General features: G+C 62.4%; 17 protein-coding genes. 12 read left to right on the forward strand and 5 right to left on the reverse strand.

Features of this window, described 5'->3' with window-relative positions:
- Positions 1–82: 82 nt before the first annotated feature.
- Both VH564_RS08730 and cysQ read right to left on the reverse strand, forming a co-directional pair.
- Entirely contained in the window at positions 83–1,120 is a 1,038-nt protein-coding gene (locus tag VH564_RS08730) for a DUF2793 domain-containing protein (RefSeq protein ID WP_423339437.1), read from the reverse strand.
- A gap of 132 nt (positions 1,121–1,252) precedes the next feature.
- On the reverse strand, positions 1,253–2,044 hold the full coding sequence (cysQ, locus tag VH564_RS08735; protein WP_423339438.1) for a 3'(2'),5'-bisphosphate nucleotidase CysQ: 792 nt from the start codon (positions 2,042–2,044) through the stop codon (positions 1,253–1,255).
- Positions 2,045–2,374: 330 nt separating this feature from the next.
- Between cysQ and VH564_RS08740 the strand changes: the two genes are divergently transcribed.
- The 12 genes from VH564_RS08740 (at position 2,375) to VH564_RS08795 (ending at position 16,621) form a co-directional block, all read left to right on the forward strand.
- Positions 2,375–3,625 (forward strand): sarcosine oxidase subunit beta family protein, encoded by a 1,251-nt coding sequence (locus VH564_RS08740; protein WP_423339439.1) that lies wholly within the window; start codon positions 2,375–2,377, stop codon positions 3,623–3,625.
- Positions 3,626–3,638: 13 nt separating this feature from the next.
- On the forward strand, positions 3,639–3,917 hold the full coding sequence (locus VH564_RS08745; RefSeq protein WP_423339440.1) for a sarcosine oxidase subunit delta: 279 nt from the start codon (positions 3,639–3,641) through the stop codon (positions 3,915–3,917).
- Positions 3,914–6,871 carry a sarcosine oxidase subunit alpha family protein gene (locus VH564_RS08750; protein WP_423339441.1) on the forward strand — a complete coding sequence of 986 codons (2,958 nt, stop codon included), beginning with the start codon at positions 3,914–3,916 and terminating at the stop codon, positions 6,869–6,871. The genes VH564_RS08745 and VH564_RS08750 overlap by 4 nt, the downstream gene beginning before the upstream one ends.
- A gap of 10 nt (positions 6,872–6,881) precedes the next feature.
- On the forward strand, positions 6,882–7,436 hold the full coding sequence (locus VH564_RS08755) for a sarcosine oxidase subunit gamma (protein ID WP_423339442.1): 555 nt from the start codon (positions 6,882–6,884) through the stop codon (positions 7,434–7,436).
- Between the two features lie 50 nt (positions 7,437–7,486).
- Positions 7,487–8,146, forward strand: coding sequence for a glutathione S-transferase family protein (locus VH564_RS08760; protein WP_423339443.1), 660 nt, complete (start codon positions 7,487–7,489; stop codon positions 8,144–8,146).
- Positions 8,147–8,378: 232 nt separating this feature from the next.
- Entirely contained in the window at positions 8,379–10,805 is a 2,427-nt protein-coding gene (locus VH564_RS08765; RefSeq protein ID WP_423339444.1) for a GcvT family protein, read from the forward strand.
- Between the two features lie 310 nt (positions 10,806–11,115).
- Positions 11,116–12,018, forward strand: a complete 903-nt coding sequence (locus VH564_RS08770; RefSeq protein ID WP_423339445.1) for a branched-chain amino acid ABC transporter permease — start codon at positions 11,116–11,118, stop codon at positions 12,016–12,018.
- 4 nt (positions 12,019–12,022) lie between these two features.
- Complete coding sequence (livM, locus tag VH564_RS08775; RefSeq protein ID WP_423339446.1) at positions 12,023–13,414, forward strand: high-affinity branched-chain amino acid ABC transporter permease LivM; 1,392 nt, start codon at positions 12,023–12,025, stop codon at positions 13,412–13,414.
- A complete protein-coding gene (locus tag VH564_RS08780; RefSeq protein WP_423339447.1) occupies positions 13,414–14,277 on the forward strand; it encodes an ABC transporter ATP-binding protein in 864 nt (287 codons plus the stop codon). The genes livM and VH564_RS08780 overlap by 1 nt, the downstream gene beginning before the upstream one ends.
- 1 nt (position 14,278) lies before the next feature.
- The gene (locus tag VH564_RS08785) at positions 14,279–15,007 is read left to right on the forward strand and encodes an ABC transporter ATP-binding protein (protein ID WP_423339448.1); all 729 of its coding nucleotides are present in this window, start codon (positions 14,279–14,281) and stop codon (positions 15,005–15,007) included.
- A 22-nt stretch (positions 15,008–15,029) separates the two neighbouring features.
- Positions 15,030–15,383, forward strand: coding sequence for a DUF6867 family protein (locus tag VH564_RS08790; RefSeq protein WP_423339449.1), 354 nt, complete (start codon positions 15,030–15,032; stop codon positions 15,381–15,383).
- A 116-nt stretch (positions 15,384–15,499) separates the two neighbouring features.
- Positions 15,500–16,621: a branched-chain amino acid ABC transporter substrate-binding protein gene (locus VH564_RS08795; protein ID WP_423339450.1), complete on the forward strand. Its 1,122-nt coding sequence runs from the start codon at positions 15,500–15,502 to the stop codon at positions 16,619–16,621.
- A gap of 58 nt (positions 16,622–16,679) precedes the next feature.
- Here VH564_RS08795 and VH564_RS08800 read toward each other — a convergent pair whose 3' ends face one another.
- From VH564_RS08800 to VH564_RS08810, 3 genes are read right to left on the reverse strand one after another with little or no spacing between them, the layout of a single operon-like run.
- Positions 16,680–17,234: an AAA family ATPase gene (locus tag VH564_RS08800; RefSeq protein WP_423339451.1), complete on the reverse strand. Its 555-nt coding sequence runs from the start codon at positions 17,232–17,234 to the stop codon at positions 16,680–16,682.
- Between the two features lie 43 nt (positions 17,235–17,277).
- On the reverse strand, positions 17,278–18,201 hold the full coding sequence (locus tag VH564_RS08805) for a response regulator (protein ID WP_423339452.1): 924 nt from the start codon (positions 18,199–18,201) through the stop codon (positions 17,278–17,280).
- Positions 18,194–21,583, reverse strand: a complete 3,390-nt coding sequence (locus tag VH564_RS08810) for an ATP-binding protein (RefSeq protein ID WP_423339453.1) — start codon at positions 21,581–21,583, stop codon at positions 18,194–18,196. The genes VH564_RS08805 and VH564_RS08810 overlap by 8 nt, the downstream gene beginning before the upstream one ends.
- Between the last annotated feature and the right edge of the window lie 43 nt (positions 21,584–21,626).

Raw genomic sequence — 21,626 nt, forward strand, 5'->3', positions numbered from 1 at the left:
GCGTTTTGCTGTCGTCCGGGCATTGGTAGCGATTTGGCGCGGGGTCGGCGACTGCTTTGCCGCCGGCCCGTCCGATGAGTCGCTAAAGTCGCACAGCAATGATTTCCGTTTTGCCCGCTCCGAAATCATATTGGGCCGTGCCAGTATGGAGCAGAGTCAATACATCGCCGGCAGAGAGCGACGCCAGGCCAATGGCGCTGTGGCGAAACGCGCTGCTGCTTGCCTGGCTTGCGGCGGTGACCAGGGTGGTGATGGCATTTGCCATCAGGGCGACGGAATGGCTGCTCGATGTCACGATGCTGCAACCGATCGACAGCAGATATAGACCTGCAGCGGGCACCACCAGCCGATTGCCGAGGCTGCCACCAAGGCTGGAGCCGAGCGCAAAGCCACCGCGAACAGCGCTCAATTGGCTAAAGCCGGTCTGGCTCCCCGTTGCAGGCGTCAGGGCGCCGATGGCGAGCGAGGCGCGAACAGCCGGTTGCTGCGGCATGTCGACAATACCGAGCGGCGAGACGGACAATCCTGTCTGCCAGCTGCCGCCATCGGGACTGACCTTGATGGAGAAGCTGTCATTGCCGGCCAATCCCATTTCCGCCCGGCCCGACCAATTGGTCTGGAACAGGAGCGAGGCGGTGTCGCTGAGGGACGCTTTGTTGACCTTGATCTGATGGCCGTTGCCGACATTGTTGAAGAGTGTGGCGGTCGCGCTGACGGCAAGCCGGTTGGTATGGTCTGCGGTGGTGTTGATGCCGAGCGAAGAGATTGCGCCATCGGCGGGTAGGCTCAACTCGGCCCAGGCGCCGGCCTGATAAACGCGAAGTCGGCTATCGGACTGGAACCAGGCGCGCCAGCCTGGTTTCGGCAGAATGTACAGCCATGCACCGTCCTGCCGGAAGGCAACCTGTCCCGACTTGCCGGACCATGCGCCCGTGGCTGAAGAGCCAATGAGATAGCAGGCGCCTTCGACGGCCGGATCGGGTGGTGCGGTCAACTGCGCGACGAAGACCAACTGGACAGTGGCATCCAGGCGCTGCAGCGCTTCGTTGTGGGTTACATGTTTCTGCGCCTGGGAAGGCAGGATGTAGGGAAGGGCAAGGTTTAGGGTTTCGTCTGACATAGGCATCTCCCACGGGTTGGGCGGGCGCTGTCGGGCGGCGCCGGCCGTCGTGGCTGCCAGTCTAAGGGCGGTCAGGACGATGGGGATGAAATAGGCTTGCTTTTATTGTTTTTGTTGCGTTTTCCCGACGGTTTATCCCCCGGCGAGCGTCTGTTTTCCCCAGCAGATGAAGTCTGGATTGGCAAAATCGCTGTCGTCGGATTGTTGGCGCTTGCCATAGGATAGGGGCAGGCCGTCGAGGGTGACCGTGATGCCGCCGGCCGCGCGAAGCACGGCATCTCCGGCTGCGGTATCCCATTCCATGGTGCGCGAAAAACGGGGATAGACGTCCGCCTTGCCTTCGGCAAGCAGGCAAAATTTAAGGGAGGAGCCGATCGTCGTGCAGGCGGTGATGGCGTTGGCGGCGAGGAAGGCATCGGTGCGCGCGTTTCCGTGGCAACGGCTGGCAAGCGCCAGCTTGGTGTCGCCGCAGGCGCGAACCTTGATCGGTGCGCGGCTGCCGATCGTGAAGTCGGCATTCACCACCAGCTTCTCCGCCGCATTGTTTTCACCGGTGAAGGCAACGCCGAGAGCCGGGGCGTAAACGATGCCGGCCACGGGTTTTCCATCGACGATATAGGCAATATTGACCGTAAACTCGTCACGGTGGTCGATGAACTCCCGCGTGCCATCGAGCGGGTCCACCAGAAAAAAGGGAGCGCTGCCGATTTCGGGAATGCGGCCTGCCTCGACCGATTCCTCCGCGATGACCGGAATATCTGGGAAATGCCGTGAGAGATGCTCGAGAATGATCACCTCAGCCCGCTCGTCTGCCACAGTGACCGGCGACAGGTCCAGCTTTTGCGAGACTTCGCAGCCTGATCGATAGACCGCCATGATGGCCTTACCAGCCTCGATCGCGGCCTGTTCAAACGCAGCAAGCATCGTCTTCCTTCCATAGCTCCCTGTCCTGCGGATAGCGCTTAGCAGATTTCGAATTGCGGCACGGGAAAAATTTGAGGTCGCCCGGCTTTTGTCGAGCAGGGACCGGCTTCGGCGCAGCATTTGCGTCTTTTTGCATAGTTGGCGACGCTCACTCGTCGCGCCTCAAATAGTGTCCGGCAGGCACCCGTTTCTTCTGTCCCACCCATAGGAAAATCCCTGGCCGGGAAAAAGCCTGACGGATGTCCTCCTCAGGTCATTTCGGGTCCTTTATGGGCTTGTCGTTTCTGTTGCATATGCGAATGTCGCTCCGGGTCGAGTTTGGGACATGGCATGCGCTATTCAGCACTGAACATCTTGAAGCAGGCATTTTCCGGCAACCGTGACTGGAAGCCGGTGTGGCGGACGCCGGAGCCGAAGCCGCATTATGATGTGATCATCGTCGGCGGCGGCGGTCATGGGCTGGCGACGGCCTATTATCTTGCCAAGGAGCACGGCATCACCAATGTCGCGGTGCTGGAGAAGAGCTATATCGGCTCCGGCAATGTCGGCCGCAACACGACGATCATCCGGTCGAATTACCTGCTGCCCGGCAACGAGCCGTTCTACGAAATGTCGATGAAGCTGTGGGAAGGCCTGGAGCAGGACTTCAACTACAATGCGATGGTGTCGCAGCGCGGCATCGTCAATCTGTTTCACTCCGACGGCCAGCGCGACGCCTATGCACGGCGCGGCAATGCCATGCGCATGCACGGCGTCGACGCCGAGTTGCTCGACCGCGAGCAGGTCCGCAAGATGATGCCCTATCTCAATTACGATCACGCCCGCTTCCCGATCCTCGGCGGCCTCTTGCAAAAGCGCGGCGGCACCGCCCGTCACGATGCCGTCGCCTGGGGTTATGCCCGGGGCGCCGATACACGCGGCGTCGATCTGATCCAGCAGTGCGAGGTCACCGGTATCCGCCGCGAGAACGGCGTGGTGACCGGCGTCGAGACGACGCGCGGGTTCATCGGCTGCAACAAGCTGGCGCTGGCGGCGGCCGGCAACACTTCGACGCTTGGTCGCATGGCCGATCTCGACCTGCCGATCGAAAGCCATGTGCTGCAGGCTTTCGTCTCGGAAGGGCTGAAGCCGGTCATCGACAATGTCATCACCTATGGTGCCGGCCACTTCTACATCTCGCAGTCGGACAAGGGCGGCCTCGTCTTCGGCGCCGATATCGATGGCTACAGCTCCTATGCCCAGCGCGGCAATCTGGCGACGGTCGAGCATACGCTGGAGGAGGGGGTGGCGCTGATCCCCGGCCTGTCGCGCGTCCGCGTGCTGCGCGCCTGGGGTGGCATCATGGACATGAGCATGGACGGCTCGCCGATCATCGACCGGACGCCGATCGACAATCTCTATCTGAACTGCGGCTGGTGCTACGGTGGGTTCAAGGCGACGCCGGCCTCGGGCTTCTGCTTTGCCCATCTGATCGCCAGGAACGAATCCCACGATGTCAGCCGGCTGTTGCGCCTCGACCGCTTCGCCCACGGCTTCGAGATCGACGAAGGCGGCAAGGGCCCGCAGCCGAACCTGCATTGAGGGCAAGAACACGATGGCAAGCTTGATCCACTGCCCGCATTGCGGCATCCGACCCAAGGAAGAGTTCTACATTCGCGGCGACGCTTCGATCTCGCGGCCGTCCGCGACGGCTTCCGACGAGGAATGGAACCGCTACGTCTATATTCGCGACAATCCGCGCGGGCGCTACCAGGAGCACTGGCATCACGCCTCCGGCTGCCGCCGCTGGCTGGTGGTCGACCGCAGCAATGTCACGCACGAGGTCTTTTCCGTCAGAGACGTTGCCACTGCCGCCCGGGAGAACGCCGAATGACGGCCTATCGAGTTTCCTCCGGCGGGATCATCGACCGCAACGCTTCCCTTGGCTTCACCTTCGACGGCAAGCGGCTGCAGGGGCTGGGCGGCGATACGCTGGCTTCGGCGCTGCTCGCCAACGACCAGATGCTGGTCGGCCGCAGCTTCAAGTATCACCGCCCGCGCGGCATCGTCACCGCCGGCTCGGCCGAGCCGAACGCGCTGGTGACGATCGGCAAGGACGGCCGCACGGAGCCGAATACGCGCGCCACCGTCGCCGAGCTCTATCACGGGCTCGACGCCGTCAGCCAGAACCGCTGGCCGTCGCTGAAGCATGATATCGGTTCGCTCAACAGCCTGCTGTCGCCGTTTCTGGGCGCCGGCTTCTACTACAAGACCTTCATGTGGCCCGCCGCCTTCTGGGAAAAGGTCTACGAGCCGATCATACGTAGGGCAGCCGGTCTCGGCCGCGCCGTCATGCAGGCCGATCCGGATCGCTATGAGAAATCCTGGGCCCATTGCGACCTGCTGGTGGTCGGTGCCGGCCCGACCGGCCTGATGGCCGCCCGCACCGCCGCGCGCGCCGGGTTGCGTGTCATCCTTGCCGACGAAGGTTTTCGCCTCGGCGGCTCGCTGCTGTCGGAAAAACTCTCGGTCGGGGGCACGAGCGCCGACCTGTTCGTCAAAACTGTGCTCGACGAGCTCGCCGCCCTCCCGAACGTCACGCTGATGCCCCGCACCACCGTTTTCGGCTGGTACGACGACAATGTCTTCGGCGCGGTGGAAAAGGTGCAGAAGCATATCGCCGTTCCCTCCGCCGATCTGCCGGTCGAACGTCTGTGGCGCATCGTTGCCAAGCGCGCCATCGTTGCCACCGGGGCGGAGGAACGGCCACTGGTGTTCGGCGGCAACGACCGGCCCGGCGTCATGATGGCGGGTGCTGCGCGCAGCTATCTCAACCGCTACGGTGTCGCCATCGGCCAGAAGGTCGCCGTCTTCACTAATGGCGGCTCCGGTTACCGCACGGCGCAGGACCTGCACGAAAAGGGTGTCGAGATCGCAGCGATCATCGACACCCGGTCTGTGACTTCGGATGTCGCGCCGGCCGGCGTGCGGGTCATTCATGGTGGCACGGTCGTCGCCACCAAAGGTAAGTACCGGATCGAAGGGCTGATCGCCGACCGTGGCGGGCTGGACGAGTTCATCGGCTGCGATGCGCTGGCGATGTCGGGTGGCTGGTCGCCGATCATCCATCTCGCCTGTCAGCGCGGCGCAAAGCCGGTCTGGTCCGACGAGCGGCAGGCGTTCATGGCGCCATCGGACGCGGCGGAACTGGCGGTCGCCGGCTCTGCCGCCGGCATCGACAGCGTTGCGGGTTGCCTTGCCGATGGCGCGGCGAAGGCTGCCGCCGTCGTCGAGAGCCTCGGCTTCGTCTCCCAGGCGTTCGACATGCCTGAGGTCGAGGGCGAATACGATCCGTCCTTCGCGGCGGCCTGGCACATGGCGGGCGCCAGGGACAAGGCGTTCATCGATTTCCAGAACGACGTGCATGCCAAGGACATGGGCCTGGCACTGCGGGAGGGTTTTGGCCACATCGAGCATGCCAAGCGCTACACCACCAACGGCATGGCGACCGACCAGGGCAAGCTCGGCAATGTCAACGCCGTCGGCATCATTGCCGGCATGCGCGGCGTCAGCCCGGCTGCCGTCGGGACCACGACATTCCGGCCCTTCTACACGCCCGTCTCCTTCGGCGCGATGGCCGGGACGGCGCGCGGAAAACATGCGCGTCCGGTGAGGCAATCGCCGCTGCATGGTTGGGCCAAGAAGAACGGCGCCATCTTCGTCGAGGCTGGCGCCTGGTACCGCTCTTCGTGGTTTCCGAGGGCCGGTGAAAAGACCTGGCGCGAAAGCGTCGACCGCGAGGTGCTGAACGTTCGCGCCAATGTCGGCATCTGCGATGTCTCGACGCTCGGCAAGATCGAGGTGTTCGGCAAGGATGCGGCCGAATTTCTCAACAGGATCTATAGCAACGCCTTCCTCAAGCTTCCCGTCGGAAAGGCCCGCTACGGGTTGATGCTGCGGGAAGACGGTTTCGTCTATGACGACGGCACCACCAGTCGGCTCGCTGAAAACCATTTCTTCGTGACGACGACGACGGCCTACGCCGGCGAGGTCATGACCCATATGGAATTCTGCGCGCAGGCTCTCTGGCCCGATCTCGACGTTCGCTTCGTGTCCTCGTCGGACCAGTGGGCGCAGATGTCGATTGCCGGGCCCAAGGCGCGGCTGGTGCTGGAGCAACTGGTCGAGGACGATATTTCCAACGAGGCCTTCCCATTCCTTTCCGCGAGAAGCGTCACGCTGAAGGGTGGATTGAAGGCGCGGCTGTTTCGCATCTCCTTCTCAGGCGAACTCGCCTTCGAGCTCGCTGTGCCCACCGGCTACGGCGAAGCTGTAGCCGACGCGGTGATGGAGGCTGGAAAGGCGCATGACATCTGCGCATACGGCGTCGAAGCGCTCAATGTGCTGCGCATCGAGAAGGGGCACGTCACCCATAACGAGCTGGATGGCCGAACCACACCCGATGACGTCGGCCTCGGGCGGATGCTGTCGACGCAGAAGGCCGATTTCATCGGCAAGCGACTGTCGACGCGCTTCGGGCTGACCGCGGCGGATCGTGGGCAACTCGTCGGGCTGAAGCCGGTCGATCCTGAAAAGGAGATCAAGGCCGGCGCGCATATCCTCAAGGAAGGCGCTGCGCCCTCGACGGCCCATGACCAGGGCCATGTCTCCTCGGCGTGCTTCTCGCCCGTTCTCGGCCATTCCATCGCGCTCGCCTTGCTGAAGTCGGGTCGCGAACGGATCGGCGAGAAGGTGGTTGTCTGGGACCGCCTGCGCGGCGACGAATTCCTCGCGGAAGTTTGCAGCCCGGTTTTCGTCGATCCCGAAGCCCAGAAACTGCATGTTTGAGGAGCGGACCATGAGTGTTGCCTTCACCCGCCGCCACGTGCTGGAAGACCAGGTTGCCGGCTTCCGCGCCCAGCCGAATGCCGACCACCTGTCGATCATACGGCATGCCGCCATCTTCTCCGTTCTCGCTCACAACGGCCACGAGGGCTGGGCGCTGGCGGCGCTGAAGGCGATGCCCGATGTCTCGGTGCGCAAGGTCGGACCCGCCGAATGGCTGGTGGTGTCGGAAACATCCGGTGCGGATAGCCTTTCTCGCGATTTTGCGATGCTCGATGCCGGGCGCCTGTCGTTCTTCGAGCAGGGTGACGGGCGGACGCTGCTGCGTCTCTCCGGGCCGAATGTCCGCCGGATCCTTGCCAAGTGCGTGTCCGTCGACCTGCATCCGGATGTCTTTGCCGTCGGCCAGTCCGGCACCATGCTCTGCTGCCATGTCAGCGCCAATCTGGCGCGCACCGGTGTCGACGTGTTCGAGATCGCGGTCATGCGCTCCTTCGCGGGACCGGTCTTCGAGGAACTGGTCGAGATGGGGCGCGAATTCGCCATGACGACAGGGTTTTCGCAATAGCGCCCCGCAACGGTTTTTGGTAGACCGGTGGTTGAGTTGGGGACCTCGCCATGTCGCTTGCACTCTACGGCCACCCGTTTTCCTCCTATACCCAGAAGGCGCTGATCGCGCTCTACGAGGTCGGCACGCCTTTCGAGTTCCGCTGCATCTCGCCCGATCATCCGCAGCACACCGCCGAATGGCTGAAGCGCTGGCCGATGGCCAAGTTTCCGCTGCTTCTGGATGGCGAACGGGCGGTCTTCGAGACCAGCATCATCATCGAGTATCTGCAGCTGGCCTATCCGGGACCGGTGCGCCTGCTTCCCGCCGATCCGATGGCGGCGCTGGAGGTGCGTTTTCTCGATCGCTTCTTCGACCTCTATGTCATGGACGCGATGCAGGTTGCGGTCGAAGCGGCCTTGAAACGGATCGCCATGACGCCCGAGGACGGGCTGGCGCTTGCCCGCGAGAGGCTCGGTCGCGCCTATGCCTGGCTCGAAGGGGCGCTTGGCGGCCGCATCTGGGCGACTGGCGCGGAGTTTACGATGGCCGACTGCGCGGCTGCGCCGTTCCTGTTCTACGCCGACTGGACGCATCCGATCCCCGAGGAGTTCCCTCTTCTACGAGCCTATCGCGCCCGGCTGCTGGCCCGCCCGTCCGTTGTGCGCGCGGTAGACGAGGCGCGGCCGTTCCGGCACTATTTCCCGCTGGGCGCGCCTGACCGCGATTGAGTGACGTGTCTGGCCCCACCGTTTTTCGCTGGCGGCGGACAGTGGTCTTGAGTCGTTCGCCCGGCCGTAAATCCATGACGTTATCGGAATGAAAAATATAACCGGAGCGACATTTCATTTCGCAGACCGGACTGTTGGAGACCGGCAATTGTTTCTACGCTGACAGACGGATTTCAATCTACCGCGCGGCCACCGCCTGGCCGTTGCAAAGCCCCAGAACCGGAGATTTTCCATGAAAAGCCATACGAAGGTCGTCGTCATCGGGGGCGGGGTCGTCGGGTGTTCCGTGCTCTATCACCTGACGAAGTTTGGCTGGACCGACGTGGTCCTGCTCGAGCGCTCGGAACTGACCTCGGGTTCGACCTGGCACGCCGCCGGTGGCATGCACACCATCAACGGTGATCCGAATGTCGCCAAGCTGCAGAAATACACGGTCGAGCTCTACAAGGAGATCCAGGAGTATTCCGGCCAGGACGTCGGCCTGCACATGACCTCGGGCCTGATGCTGGCGGCCACGCCGCAGCGCTTCGACTGGCTGAAGTCGATCCTCGCCAAGGGACGCTACAACGGGCTGGAGGCGACGTTGCTGTCGCCGAAGGAAGCGCATGAGATGATGCCGCTCCTCGACCCCGACCAATTCGTCGGCGCCCTCTACGATCCGGTCGAAGGCCATCTCGATCCCTATGGCACGACGCATGCCTATGCGAAATCGGCCAAGAAGAACGGCGCCGATATCTACCTGCACACCAAGGTGGAAGACCTTGTCCAGCGCGAGGACGGCTCCTGGCGGGTGATCACCAACCAGGGCGAGATCATCGCCGAGCATGTCGTCAACTGCGGCGGCCTCTGGGCCCGCGAGGTCGGCCGCATGGTCGGCCTCGAGCTGCCGGTTCTTGCCATGGAACATATGTACCTCATCACCGAGGACATGAAGGAAGTCACCGACTTCAATGCCGCCACCGGCAAGGAACTGATGCATTGCGTCGATTTCGATGGCGAGATCTATCTGCGCCAGGAACGGCAGGGCATGCTGATGGGCACCTATGAGAAGGCCTGCCGGCCGTGGTCGCCGCTGAACACGCCCTGGGATTTCGGCCACGAGCTGCTGGCCGAGGATATAGCGCGGATCACGCCCGAGCTCGAAGTCGGCTTCCGCCATTTTCCGGCCTTCAACAATGCCGGCATCAAGAAGATCATCAATGGCCCCTTCACCTTCTCGCCGGATGGCAATCCGCTGGTCGGGCCGGTGCGCGGCATGACCAACTACTGGTCGGCCTGCGCTGTCATGGCCGGTTTCAGCCAGGGCGGCGGCGTCGGCCTGGCGCTCGCCAACTGGATGATCTACGGCGACCCGGGCTTCGATGTCTTTGCCATGGATGTGTCGCGCTACGGCGACTATGCGACGCTCGCCTATACCAATGCCAAGGTCCGCGAAAACTACCAGCGCCGCTTCTCGATCCGCTATCCCAACGAGGAACTGCCGGCCGGCCGGCCGCTGCTGACGACACCGATCTACGACAGGCTGAAGGCGGCCGGCGGTATCTTCGGCGCCTCCTACGGGCTGGAGCAGGCGCTGTGGTTTGCGCCTGAGGGCGAGGAAGACGCCTTCTCCTGGCGCCGCTCGAACGACTTCGACGTCGTGGGCGCCGAAGCAAAGGCGGTACGCGACAGCGTCGGCCTGATGGAAACCTCCGGCTTTGCCAAATATACCGTCAAGGGCAAGGGAGCCGAAGCCTGGCTCGACGGACTGCTCACCTGCCGCATGCCGGCCACCGGTCGCATGACGCTGGCGCCGATGCTGAAGGACGACGCCAAGCTGATCGGCGATTTCACGCTGGCCAAGCTCGGGGAGGGGGATTTCCTGCTGATCGGCTCCGGGATCGCCGAATCCTACCACATGCGCTGGTTCGAGGATCATTTGCCCGGGGACGGTTCTGTCGACCTGAAGGCGCTCGGCCTGTCGCTGCTCGGCCTGTCCATCGCCGGACCCAATGCCCGAAAGCTGCTGGAAAAGCTCACCCATCAGGATCTGTCCAGCGCGGCTTTCCCGTTCATGGAAATCCGTCACATGGATATCGGCATGGCGCCGGCCATCGTCGGCCGCGTATCTTACACAGGCGACCTCGGTTACGAGCTATGGATGAAACCGGAATACCAGGGCTATTTGTTCGACTTGCTGATGCAGGCAGGTCGCGACTTCGGCATCAAGCTGTTCGGCCTACGCGCCCTCAATGCGCTCAGGCTCGACAAGTCCTATGGCAGCTGGTCGCGCGAGTACCGGCCGCTTTATGGGCCTTATGAAGCGGGCCTTGGACGCTTTGTAGCCTTGTCGAAGGAGGCCGACTTCATCGGCAAGCAGGCGGCTGCCAAGGAGAAGGCGGAGGGCGGCACGCTGCGTCTCAAGACCTTCATCCTGTTCGCCAGGGATGCCGACGTGATCGGCGACGAGCCGATCTATCACAATGGCACGGTCAAGGGCTGGGTGACTTCGGGCGGTTTCGCCCATGCTTCCGGCGTTTCAGTGGCGCTCGGTTACGTGCCGAAAGAGATCGCCGACGAGACTGAGGGCTGGGCGATCGAGCTGCTGGGCGAATTGTTGCCGGCCACGCTGCAACCGCAGCCGCTTTACGACGCCGACGGGGCGCGCATGCGCGCCTGATCGTTAACGATTGGCTGGACGTCTACGGGCCCTGCGGGGCCCGTTTTCTGTTCAGATGTTTTCAGCTTAAAATGCTTTTACGCACGCAACTGGCAATTTTTCAGCCTGAGCGTGCTTTTTTTGATCAAGCTGTGGATTAAAATGCGCCATTTCCCGGCATTCTGAAAAGAATTTATCAGCGCCCCATCTTTTTGTCTTCACATTCGCGTCGAAAGCAGTATGGATTTCGAGGAATGGATGCCTCTTTTGCAGGCAAACGTTAACCAATAAGAGACGCGCCAGTAAATTCGCGTCCAGGGGAAAGAGATATATGGAGTACTTTATCCAGCAGCTCCTGAACGGGCTGACTCTAGGGTCTATCTATGGTCTGATCGCCATCGGCTACACGATGGTTTACGGCATTGTCGGGATGATCAACTTTGCCCACGGCGATGTCTTCATGCTCGGCGGCTTTGCCGCCCTCATCGTCTACCTGGTTCTCACATCCATCTTCATCGGGCTTCCCGTTGCCGTCATCCTCTTGATCATGATGGTCGTTGCCATGCTGGTCGTCAGCCTCTGGAACTGGGTCATCGAGCGCGTCGCCTATCGGCCGCTGCGTGGATCCTTCCGGTTGGCGCCGCTGATCACTGCGATCGGCATGTCGATCGTGCTGTCGAACTTCATCCAGGTTGCCCAGGGCCCGCGCAACAAGCCGATCCCGGCGCTGGTGCGTGACGTCTATACGGTTGCCGGCATCTCGGTGTCGCTGAAGCAGATCCTCATCCTCGTCATCACGGCGGTGCTGCTGGCGGTGTTCTGGTACATCGTCAAGTTCACGGCCCTCGGCCGCGCCCAGCGCGCCACGGAGCAGGACCGCAAGATGGCGGCTCTGCTCGGGATCAATGTCGACCGCACGATTTCCATCACCTTCATCATGGGCGCGGCACTCGCTGCCGTCGCCGGCACGATGTACCTGATGTACTACGGCGTCGCCTCCTTCACCGACGGCTTCACGCCCGGCGTCAAGGCCTTTACCGCAGCCGTTCTCGGCGGCATCGGTTCGCTTCCAGGCGCCGTGCTTGGCGGCGTGATGATCGGCCTTATCGAGTCGCTCTGGTCCGCCTATTTCACCATTGCTTACAAGGATGTGGCGACATTCGCGATCCTCGCCTTCGTGCTGATCTTCAAGCCGACGGGTATCCTCGGACGGCCTGAAGTCGAGAAGGTGTAAGAATATGTCCAATGCAACCATCGTGACTGGCAAGACCTCCTCCGGGCTCGTCCGGAGAGGCCTCATCGAAGCCTTCTTTGCCGCGCTGATTTCGTTCGGCATGTTCGTTCTCTACATCGGCCTGAAGACCGACCAGAACATCCACAACGAGCTGATCATCGTTCAGCGCTGGGGCCTGCTGGCGATCTTCGTCGCCATCGCCGCGATCGGCCGCTTTGCCGTCATCGTCTTTCTCCGCCCGCACCTGGACGAGCGCAAGCTCAGCAAGGCACGCTCCGGCGAACTGGAGATTTCGACGGACAAGACCTTTCTTCAGAAGCATTTCCTGAAGTTCGCGCTCATCCTGATGATCCTCTATCCGATGATCGTCGTCGGCATCGTCGGTGCGCAGGGCTCGCTGCTTTATGTCGACAATTTCGGCATCCAGATCCTGATCTACGTGATGCTCGCCTGGGGCCTCAACATCGTCGTCGGCCTCGCCGGCCTGCTCGATCTCGGTTATGTCGCCTTCTATGCCGTCGGCGCCTATTCCTACGCGCTGCTGTCAACGCATTTCGGCCTGTCCTTCTGGCTCCTGCTGCCGCTGTCCGGCATTTTCGCCGCCCTTTGGGGCGTTATTCTCGGCTTTCCGGTGCTGCGCCTGCGTGGTGACTACCTGGCAATCGTCACGCTCGCCTTCGGCGAAATCATCCGCCTGGTCCTGATCAACTGGACCGATGTCACCCAGGGTACGTTCGGTATCTCCGGCGTTCCCAAGGCGACGCTGTTCGGCATCAAGTTCGATGCCTCGGCCGACGGCTTTGCCAAGATCTTCCACCTGCCGATGTCGTCGGCCTACTACAAGATCTTCCTCTTCTATCTGATCCTGGCGCTTTGCATGCTGACGGCCTATGTCACCATCCGTCTGCGCCGCATGCCGATCGGCCGTGCCTGGGAAGCGCTGCGCGAAGACGAAATCGCCTGCCGCTCGCTCGGCATCAACACGGTGACGACCAAGCTGACGGCCTTTGCAACCGGTGCGATGTTCGGTGGTTTCGCCGGGTCGTTCTTCGCCGCCCGCCAGGGCTTCGTTTCGCCGGAATCCTTCGTGTTCCTGGAATCGGCAGTCATTCTCGCCATCGTCGTCCTTGGCGGCATGGGCTCCTTGACCGGGATTGCCATCGCTGCCGTCGTCATGGTCGGTGGTACGGAAATCCTGCGCGAACTGGACTTCCTGAAAGCTGTCTTTGGGCCTGACTTCACCCCTGAACTCTACCGCATGCTGCTCTTCGGTCTCGCCATGGTCATCGTCATGCTCTTCAAGCCGCGCGGCTTCGTCGGGTCCCGTTCGCCGACGGCCTTCCTCAAGGAGAGCAAATCGGTTTCAGGCAGCTTTACCAAGGAGGGACACGGCTGATGAGCACCCTGTCCAGCGATACGCTTCTCAAGGTCGAGCACCTGTCGATGAAGTTCGGCGGCCTGATGGCCATCAACGACTTCTCCTTCGAGGCCAAGCGCGGCGATATCACCGCGCTGATCGGCCCGAACGGTGCCGGCAAGACCACCGTGTTCAACTGCATCACCGGCTTCTACAAGCCGACGATGGGGATGATCACCATGAACCAGAAGAGCGGCAAGACCTTCCAGCTCGAGCGGCTGCCGGACTTCCGGATCACCCGCGAAGCCAAGGTTGCCCGCACGTTCCAGAACATCCGGCTGTTCTCGGGCCTGACTGTTCTCGAAAACCTGCTTGTCGCCCAGCACAACAAGCTGATGAAGGCGTCGGGCTACACGATCCTCGGTCTGCTCGGCATTGGCGGCTACGCCAAGGAAGCCAAGAACGCGATCGAACTGGCGCGCTTCTGGCTCGAGAAGGCCGACCTAATCGACCGCGCAGACGATCCTGCAGGCGATCTGCCCTACGGTGCGCAGCGTCGCCTGGAGATTGCCCGCGCCATGTGCACGGAGCCGGAGCTTCTCTGCCTCGACGAGCCGGCCGCCGGCCTCAATCCGCGTGAATCGGCGGTGCTGAATGCGTTGCTGCGGGCGATTCGCTCCGAAACGGGCACGTCGATCCTGCTCATCGAGCATGACATGTCCGTGGTGATGGAGATTTCCGACCACGTCATCGTCCTCGAATACGGCCAGAAGATTTCCGACGGCACGCCAGACCACGTCAAGAACGACCCGAAGGTGATTGCCGCCTATCTCGGCGTCGAGGACGACGAAGTCGAAGACGTCATCGCCGAAGTCGAGCACCTCGAAGGGGGCGCCAAGTAATATGACAACCCAACCCTTGCTTCACGTCCAGAACGTCGAAACCTATTACGGTAACATCCGCGCGCTTTCCGGCGTCGATGTTCACGTCAACAGCGGCGAGATCGTCAGCCTGATCGGCGCCAATGGCGCCGGCAAGTCGACACTGATGATGACCATCTGCGGCAGCCCGCAGGCGCGCTCCGGCTCGATCATCTATGAAGGCCGCGACATCACCAAGCTGCCTATGCATGAGATTGCCAGGCTGCGCATCGCCCAGTCGCCGGAAGGACGTCGCATCTTTCCGCGCATGACCGTCATGGAAAACCTCCAGATGGGTGCCGGCCTCGACGATCTCAAATACTTCAAGGAAGACGTCGAGAAGATCTTCACGATGTTTCCGCGCCTGAAGGAACGCCACGCCCAGCGCGGCGGCACGCTGTCGGGCGGTGAGCAGCAGATGCTGTCGATCGGCCGTGCGCTGATGGCCCGCCCAAAACTGCTGCTGCTGGACGAGCCGTCGCTCGGCCTTGCACCGCTGATCGTCAAGGGCATCTTCGAGACGATCAAGCAGTTGAACGAGAAGGAAGGCCTGACGGTGTTCCTGGTCGAGCAGAACGCATTTGCAGCCCTGAAGCTTTCACATCGCGCCTATGTGATGGTCAACGGTAAGGTGACGATGAGCGGTTCCGGCAGGGAACTGCTCGCCAATCCCGAAGTCCGCGCGGCCTATCTCGAAGGCGGGCGGCATTGAGCCGATAGAAGGGAGTTTTAAGATGCAGGGACTTTTCTTCGAGCCTGACACCGGTGTTCGCATGATCATCCGCGCACTCGTTTTCCTGATCGGCCTGTGGACCGCATCGCGGGCCGGCAGGGCTGTCGCCGAGAACTGGGATGGCTATGGCCTGGTGATCGCTTATACCTTTCTGCTCGCCTGGGTGATGCAGTTCCTCCACCATGCTCTCTTCGACGGACCGATGCTGAGCCCCTTGTTTTTCGGGATCGATTTCGTCGTTCTGCTGATCGTCTCGCTCGCCGGCTTCCGCTATCGCCGGACGAACCAGATGGTGAATAACTATTACTGGCTGTATGAACGAACTTCCGCGTTTTCGTGGAAGGACAAAGATTGACAGCCCGTTGAAACTGGGCATGAATTGCCCGTGTGGAACAGCTTCCCCGACGCGGAATAGGTGGGTACTGCGTTGGGTCTTCGATCGGTCCCCGCTCAAAAATTGGGAGTTATAATATGAAGAAGTCTCTTCTTTCCGCAGTGGCCCTGACAGCGCTCGTCGCTTTCAGCGGCGCTGCTCGGGCCGATATCATCATCGGCGTCGGCGGTCCCCTGACCGGTCCGAACGCAGCTTTCGGCGCGCAGCTCCAGAAGGGTGCCGAACAGGCAGCCGCTGATATCAATGCTGCCGGCGGCATCAACGGCGAAAAGATCAAGATTGAACTTGGCGACGACGTTTCCGATCCGAAGCAGGGCATCTCGGTTGCCAACAAGTTCGTAGCTGATGGCGTCAAGTACGTTGTCGGTCACTTCAACTCGGGCGTTTCCATCCCGGCTTCCGAAGTCTACGCTGAAAACGGCATCCTCGAAATCACCCCTGCCGCGACCAACCCGAAGTTCACCGAACGTGGCCTGTGGAACACCTTCCGCACCTGCGGCCGTGACGACCAGCAGGGCGGCGTTGCCGGCGCCTACCTCGTCGAGCACTTCAAGGACAAGAAGATCGCCATCATTCACGACAAGACTCCTTATGGTCAGGGTCTCGCCGATGAAACCAAGAAGGCCATGAACGCCGGTGGCGTCACGGAAGCCATGTACGAAGGCATCAACGTCGGCGACAAGGACTTCTCGGCCCTCATCGCCAAGATGAAGGAAGCCGGCGTCTCGATCATCTATTGGGGCGGTCTGCACACGGAAGCCGGCCTGATCATCCGTCAGGCTGCCGACCAGGGCGTCAAGGCGACGCTCGTTTCGGGCGACGGTATCGTGTCGAACGAACTGGCTTCGATCGCTGGCGACGCCGTCATCGGCACGCTCAACACCTTCGGCCCTGATCCGACCCTGAACCCTGCCAACAAGGACCTGGTTGCCAAGTTCAAGGCCGCCGGCTTCAACCCGGAAGCATACACGCTCTATTCCTACGCAGCTGTTCAGACGATCGCTGCCGGCGCCAAGGCCGCTGGTTCGACCGACGCTGAAGCTGTTGCCAAGGCTCTCAAGGAAAAGGGTCCGTTCCCGACCGCTCTCGGCGACATCTCTTTCGACGCCAAGGGCGACCCGAAGATCCCAGGCTACATCATGTACGAATGGAAGAAGGGTCCGGACGGCAAGATCAGCTACTTCCCGCAGGGCATGTAAGCCTGCAGGTATAAGTCACGACATGGGAAGCCCGGTTAATCACCGGGCTTCTTTCGTTTTAAATGGGTGATGTCCTGTTGCCGGTTTGGGACAGCGCCTCCAACACGAAGCGGACACGCTCTGCCACCGATAACCGCGGCAGGACGATGACTTCGTAGCCGAGCTTTGAATAGGCGCTCAGTAGCCGCTCGTATTCCGCCAATGCATCGGCAAATGCATGCTGGCGGTCTGCGTCGTTATGAAAGATTTCCGGCCAAGGAGGCGTCAGGAAAACCCGGTGATGGTAGCGCCAGCCGTCAGTAAGGGACGAAAGCGCGTCCTCGCCGGTTGCATGTTCCAGCGCTGCGGCAGCATCCACAAGGCCACGGTCGAAAAACACCCAGCCGTTGAGGTCACGCGCCATGCTCCAGTCCTGCTTGGCCATCATCATCGCGCGCTGTGCAAATGCCGCAAGATCGACCCAGGGCAAGGCTCTTCCGTCGCCCTGTCGCTCCTCGATGACGATCTTCCGGCCCGGCTCCTCAATGACGCCGTGGCCGAGACGCTGAAGTTCGGCGAGCAGGGTCGACTTGCCGCCGCCAGAGCAGCCAGAGAGAACGACACGGTTGTTCATCGTGCTAATCCTTCCTTCCAAAATGGTGGCCGTAAGCGGCGTGCTATATCTCGCGCAGCACATGCGCCGCCTTGACGGCGGCGGAGGCGCGGTTTTCGACGCCGAGTTTGACGTAGATCTGTTCGAGGTGCTTGTTCACGGTGCGGGCGGAGAGGCCGAGGATCTCGCCGATGTCGCGATTGGCCTTGCCCTTGGCGATCCAGAGCAGCACCTCGGATTCCCGCTGGGTCAGGGAAAAATGCTGGCGCAGCATGCTGTCGTCGGCGTGCTGCCTTGCGGCCGTCAGGCGGAACAGGTGCTCGTCCGGGCCGATCGTGCCGAGGAAGGCGAGTTGCAGCGCCGCGTGTCCGCTATTGCTGATGGACAGAAGATTGTCGCGGGCGGCAAGCGGGCGGCCGGCCTTCTGCATGAAGGCGGCAATCTCGGCGACGACGATGTCGAGGCCGTCGTCGCTGCCGGTGGCGGCGTTGACCAGCCGCGTCGCCTGGGGCGTCGACCAGTGGATGCTGCCGTCGCCCCGGACGGCCAGCAAATGCCGGCCTGCCGCATCCAGCGCCACCCTGGCGCTCTGCGCCGAGCGGGCATTGCGCAGGTGGACGCGGATGCGGGCGCGCAGCTCGTCGATGTTGATCGGCTTGGTCAGATAGTCGACGCCGCCTGACTCGAGCGCGTGGACCACATGCTCTGTCTCTGTCAGGCCGGTCATGAAGATGACGGGCACCTGCGAGATGCCCGCGTTTGCCTTCAGCCGACGGCACGTCTCGAAGCCATCCATGTCAGGCATGACAGCGTCGAGTAGGATGAGGTCGGGCGTGATGCGCTCGACGATGGAAAGCGCTGCCTGTCCGGAGGTGGCGATCAGCACGGAAAAGCCGGATTGCTCCAGCGCGTCGGTGAGGAATCCGAGGGCTTCCGGCGAGTCGTCCACCAGCAGGACAATGTCGCGGGGCAGGGCGGGATCAGCCAATCGGTTCTACCTTTTCGGTGTCGAAGTCTCGCAGGAACGCCACGAAGCCACTGAGATCGAAGGCCTGGACGTAGACCCGCAGCGCATCGATGAAGGGTTGGTTGTCGTCAACCTTGGCGAGGTCGGCAAGCTTTGCCTCTATGCCCCTGATATAGCCGATTTCGGCGAGGCTTATCAACTCCGCGATCGGGTCGGGGCCGGGGCTCTTCATCGGCAGCGACGCCTTCACGACGGGGGCCGCGACGGTATCGGCATAGATCCATTTGAGGCCGAGATGCAGGGCCAGCCGGTCGCGGAGCTGGCGGATGTCGACCGGCTTCGAGATGGCATCGTCGTGCCCCCCGCTCGCTTCCCGGCCTACCGTGCCGTCGCCGATATTGGCGGAGAGCATCAGGATGGGCCCTGCCTGGCCGCTTTCGCGCAGCCTTGCCACCAGCTGCCAGCCGTTCATGCCGGGCATGGAGATATCGACCAGGAAAAGATCCGGCTTGATGCCCTCGATCAGCGTCAGGCAGTCCGGCCCGCTGACGGCGGTCAAGACGACGAAATCGAGCGGCGCCAGGATCTCGCGCATCAGCTCGCGGTGGTCCTCATTGTCGTCGACGACGACGATCGTCCGGCGTGTGCCGTCGTAGCCGATAATCTTGCGCTCCTGCGGCACCGGCTTCATCTGTCGCTGCACCGCCGACAGCATCAGCCGCACCTTGAAAGTCGAGCCGACATCCTTCTCGCTGGTCACCGATATCTCGCCGCCGAGCGTGTTGGTCAAAAGCTGGGTGATCGTCAGGCCGAGGCCGAGGCCGGGCATGGGGCGGACAGTCTCGGCTTCTCCGCGCTGGAAGGGTTCGTAGATGCGAGAGAGGTCCTTCTCGGCAATGCCGCGACCGGTATCTGACAGCGAGAAGGTCGCCACCTGGCTGCGATAGGCGACGTCGAAGCGCACGGTGCCTTCGTCGGTGAACTTGATGGCGTTGGAGAGGAGGTTGACGAGGATCTGGCGCAGACGCTTCTCGTCGGTGCGGACGTAGTCCGGCAGGGCGGCGGCGCGCTCGTGGATGAAGCTCAGGCCCTTGGCCTGTGCCTGCGGCCGGAACATGTCGATGATCTGATCGAGGAAATCGCGGATGTTGATCTCGTTCGAATAGACCTGCAGCCGGCCGGCCTCGATTTTCGAGATATCGAGCAGCCCGTCGATCAGGCCTGACAGATGCTCGGCGCTGCGGCGGATGACGCGGATGGACGACTGGCGCGGCGCCGGGATGGTTTCGTCGCGCTCTAGGATCTGTGCGTAGCCGAGCACGGCGTTGAGCGGCGTGCGCAATTCGTGGCTGAGGCCGACGACGTAGCGGCTCTTGGCGCGGTTGGCGCTCTCGGCCGTCTCCTTGGCCGTCTGCAGTGCTGCGTCGGTCTTCTTGTGGGCGGCGATTTCCTTTAGGAGCAGCGTGTTCTGCCGCGACGATTCCTCCTCCGCCACGACCCGGCTGTCATGGGCGAGCACGTAGAACCAGCAGACGACGCCGGCAATGACGGCGAAGACGAAGAAGACGATGAGGATGGTGCGGTTGACGACCTCGGCCGTTTCCGGCGAGGCCGACGCCACCTGATGGGCGATGAGCGCGAGGATGACGCCGACCGCCCCCAGCGCCAGCACGACGGCGATGCCGTAGCGGCCGAGCCGGGTCGTCAGCTTGGCGATAACAGTCTTCGGCAGAACGGCGCGGGCGACGGTGCCGATCTGGGCGTTGAGATGGGCGTTGGGCTTGCACATGTCGTGGCAGCGGCTGTCGAGCGAGCAGCATAGCGAGCAGATCGGCGCCGCATAGGCGGGGCACCAGGCCATGTCTTCAGGCTCGAACGGATGTTCGCAGATCGAGCAAGTGATATCGGTCAGGTTCTTCCAGCTGTGTCGCGGCTTGCGCGCCAGATAGTATTTGCCCTTCGTCGCCCAGGCGATGGCCGGCGAGGCGATCAGCGCGACGATCAGGGTGATGTAGGGGGCGAGCGAGGCCGCGACCGCACCGAACAGGCCGAAATGGGCCATGAGCGCGATGCCGGCCGACAGCGTCATGGCGCCGAGGCCGACCGGATTGATATCGTACAGGTGGGCGCGTTTGAACTCGATGCCTTCTGGGGCGAGACCGAGCGGCTTGTTGATGAACAGATCTGCCGAGATGGTGCAGAGCCAGGCCATCGAGATGATCGAGAAGATGCCGAGCGTCTCTTCCAGCAGCTTGTAGATGCCGAGCTCCATGAGGAGCAGGGCGATCGCGACGTTGAACACCAGCCAGATGACGCGGCCGGGATGGCTGTGGGTCAGGCGCGAGAAGAAGTTCGACCAGGCGAGCGAGCCGGCATAGGCATTCATGACGTTGATCTTCAGCTGCGAGACCATGACGAAGGCGGCCATCAGCAGCAGCGCGGCATTGTGCCAGGGGATCATGTAGCCGAAGGCGGTGAGGTACATCTGCGCCGGGTCTGCGGCTCGGTCGGCGGGCACGCCGGCGCTCAGTGTCAGAACCACGAGGAAGGAGCCGGCGAGCAGCTTTGGCGCGCCGATGATGACCCAGCCTGGGCCGGCAAGGAAGATGGCCAGCCGGTGGCGCAGCTTGCGATGGCCCTCGGGCGGCAGGAAGCGCAGGAAGTCGGCCTGCTCGCCGATCTGCGAGATCAGCGCCAGAATGACGGCCGAGGCCGCGCCAAAATCGATGAGGTCGAAGGGCGCACCGCTTCCGGCCGCAGCGGACGGCCGGTCGAGGCCGGCAAAGGCCCGCCAGATGTCGAATTTCTCCCAATCGGAAAAGGCAATGAAGATGAAGGGCAGGACGTTGAGGACGATCCAGAACGGCTGCGTCAGAAGCTGGAAGCGGCTGATCAGGCGCACGCCATGGGTCACCAGCGGAATGACCATGCAGGCACTGATGATATAGCCGATCCACAGCGGAATCCCGAGCGTCAGCTCCAGCGCGCCGGACATGATCGACGCCTCGATGGCAAACAGCATGAAGGTGAAGCTGGCATAGATCAGCGAGGTGACGGTCGAGCCGATATAGCCGAAGCTGGCGCCGCGGGTGAGTAGGTCGATATCGACGCCGTGGCGGATGGCGTAGCGGCTGATCGGCAGGCCGATGCCGAGCATGACGAGGCTGGCGACGATGATGGCGTAGAAGGCGTTGGTCGTGCCGTAGGAGAGCGTGATGGCGCCGCCGATCGCCTCCAGCGCCAGGAAGGAGATGGCGCCGATCGCGGTCTGCGAGATGCGCGCCGAGGAGAATTGCCGGGCGCTTTTCGCCGTGAAGCGAAGGGCATAGTCCTCAAGCGTCTGGTTGGCCACCCAGCGGTTGTATTCGCGCCTGACCGGGATGATACGTTGCCGTGCGGCCATGCCTTGCTCGACGTCCTCTGCGATTGCCTGCTGACCTAGCTAA

Origin of the sequence: Rhizobium sp. HT1-10, from assembly GCF_049472505.1 — a bacterium.
Classification (GTDB): Bacteria; Pseudomonadota; Alphaproteobacteria; order Rhizobiales; family Rhizobiaceae; genus Rhizobium.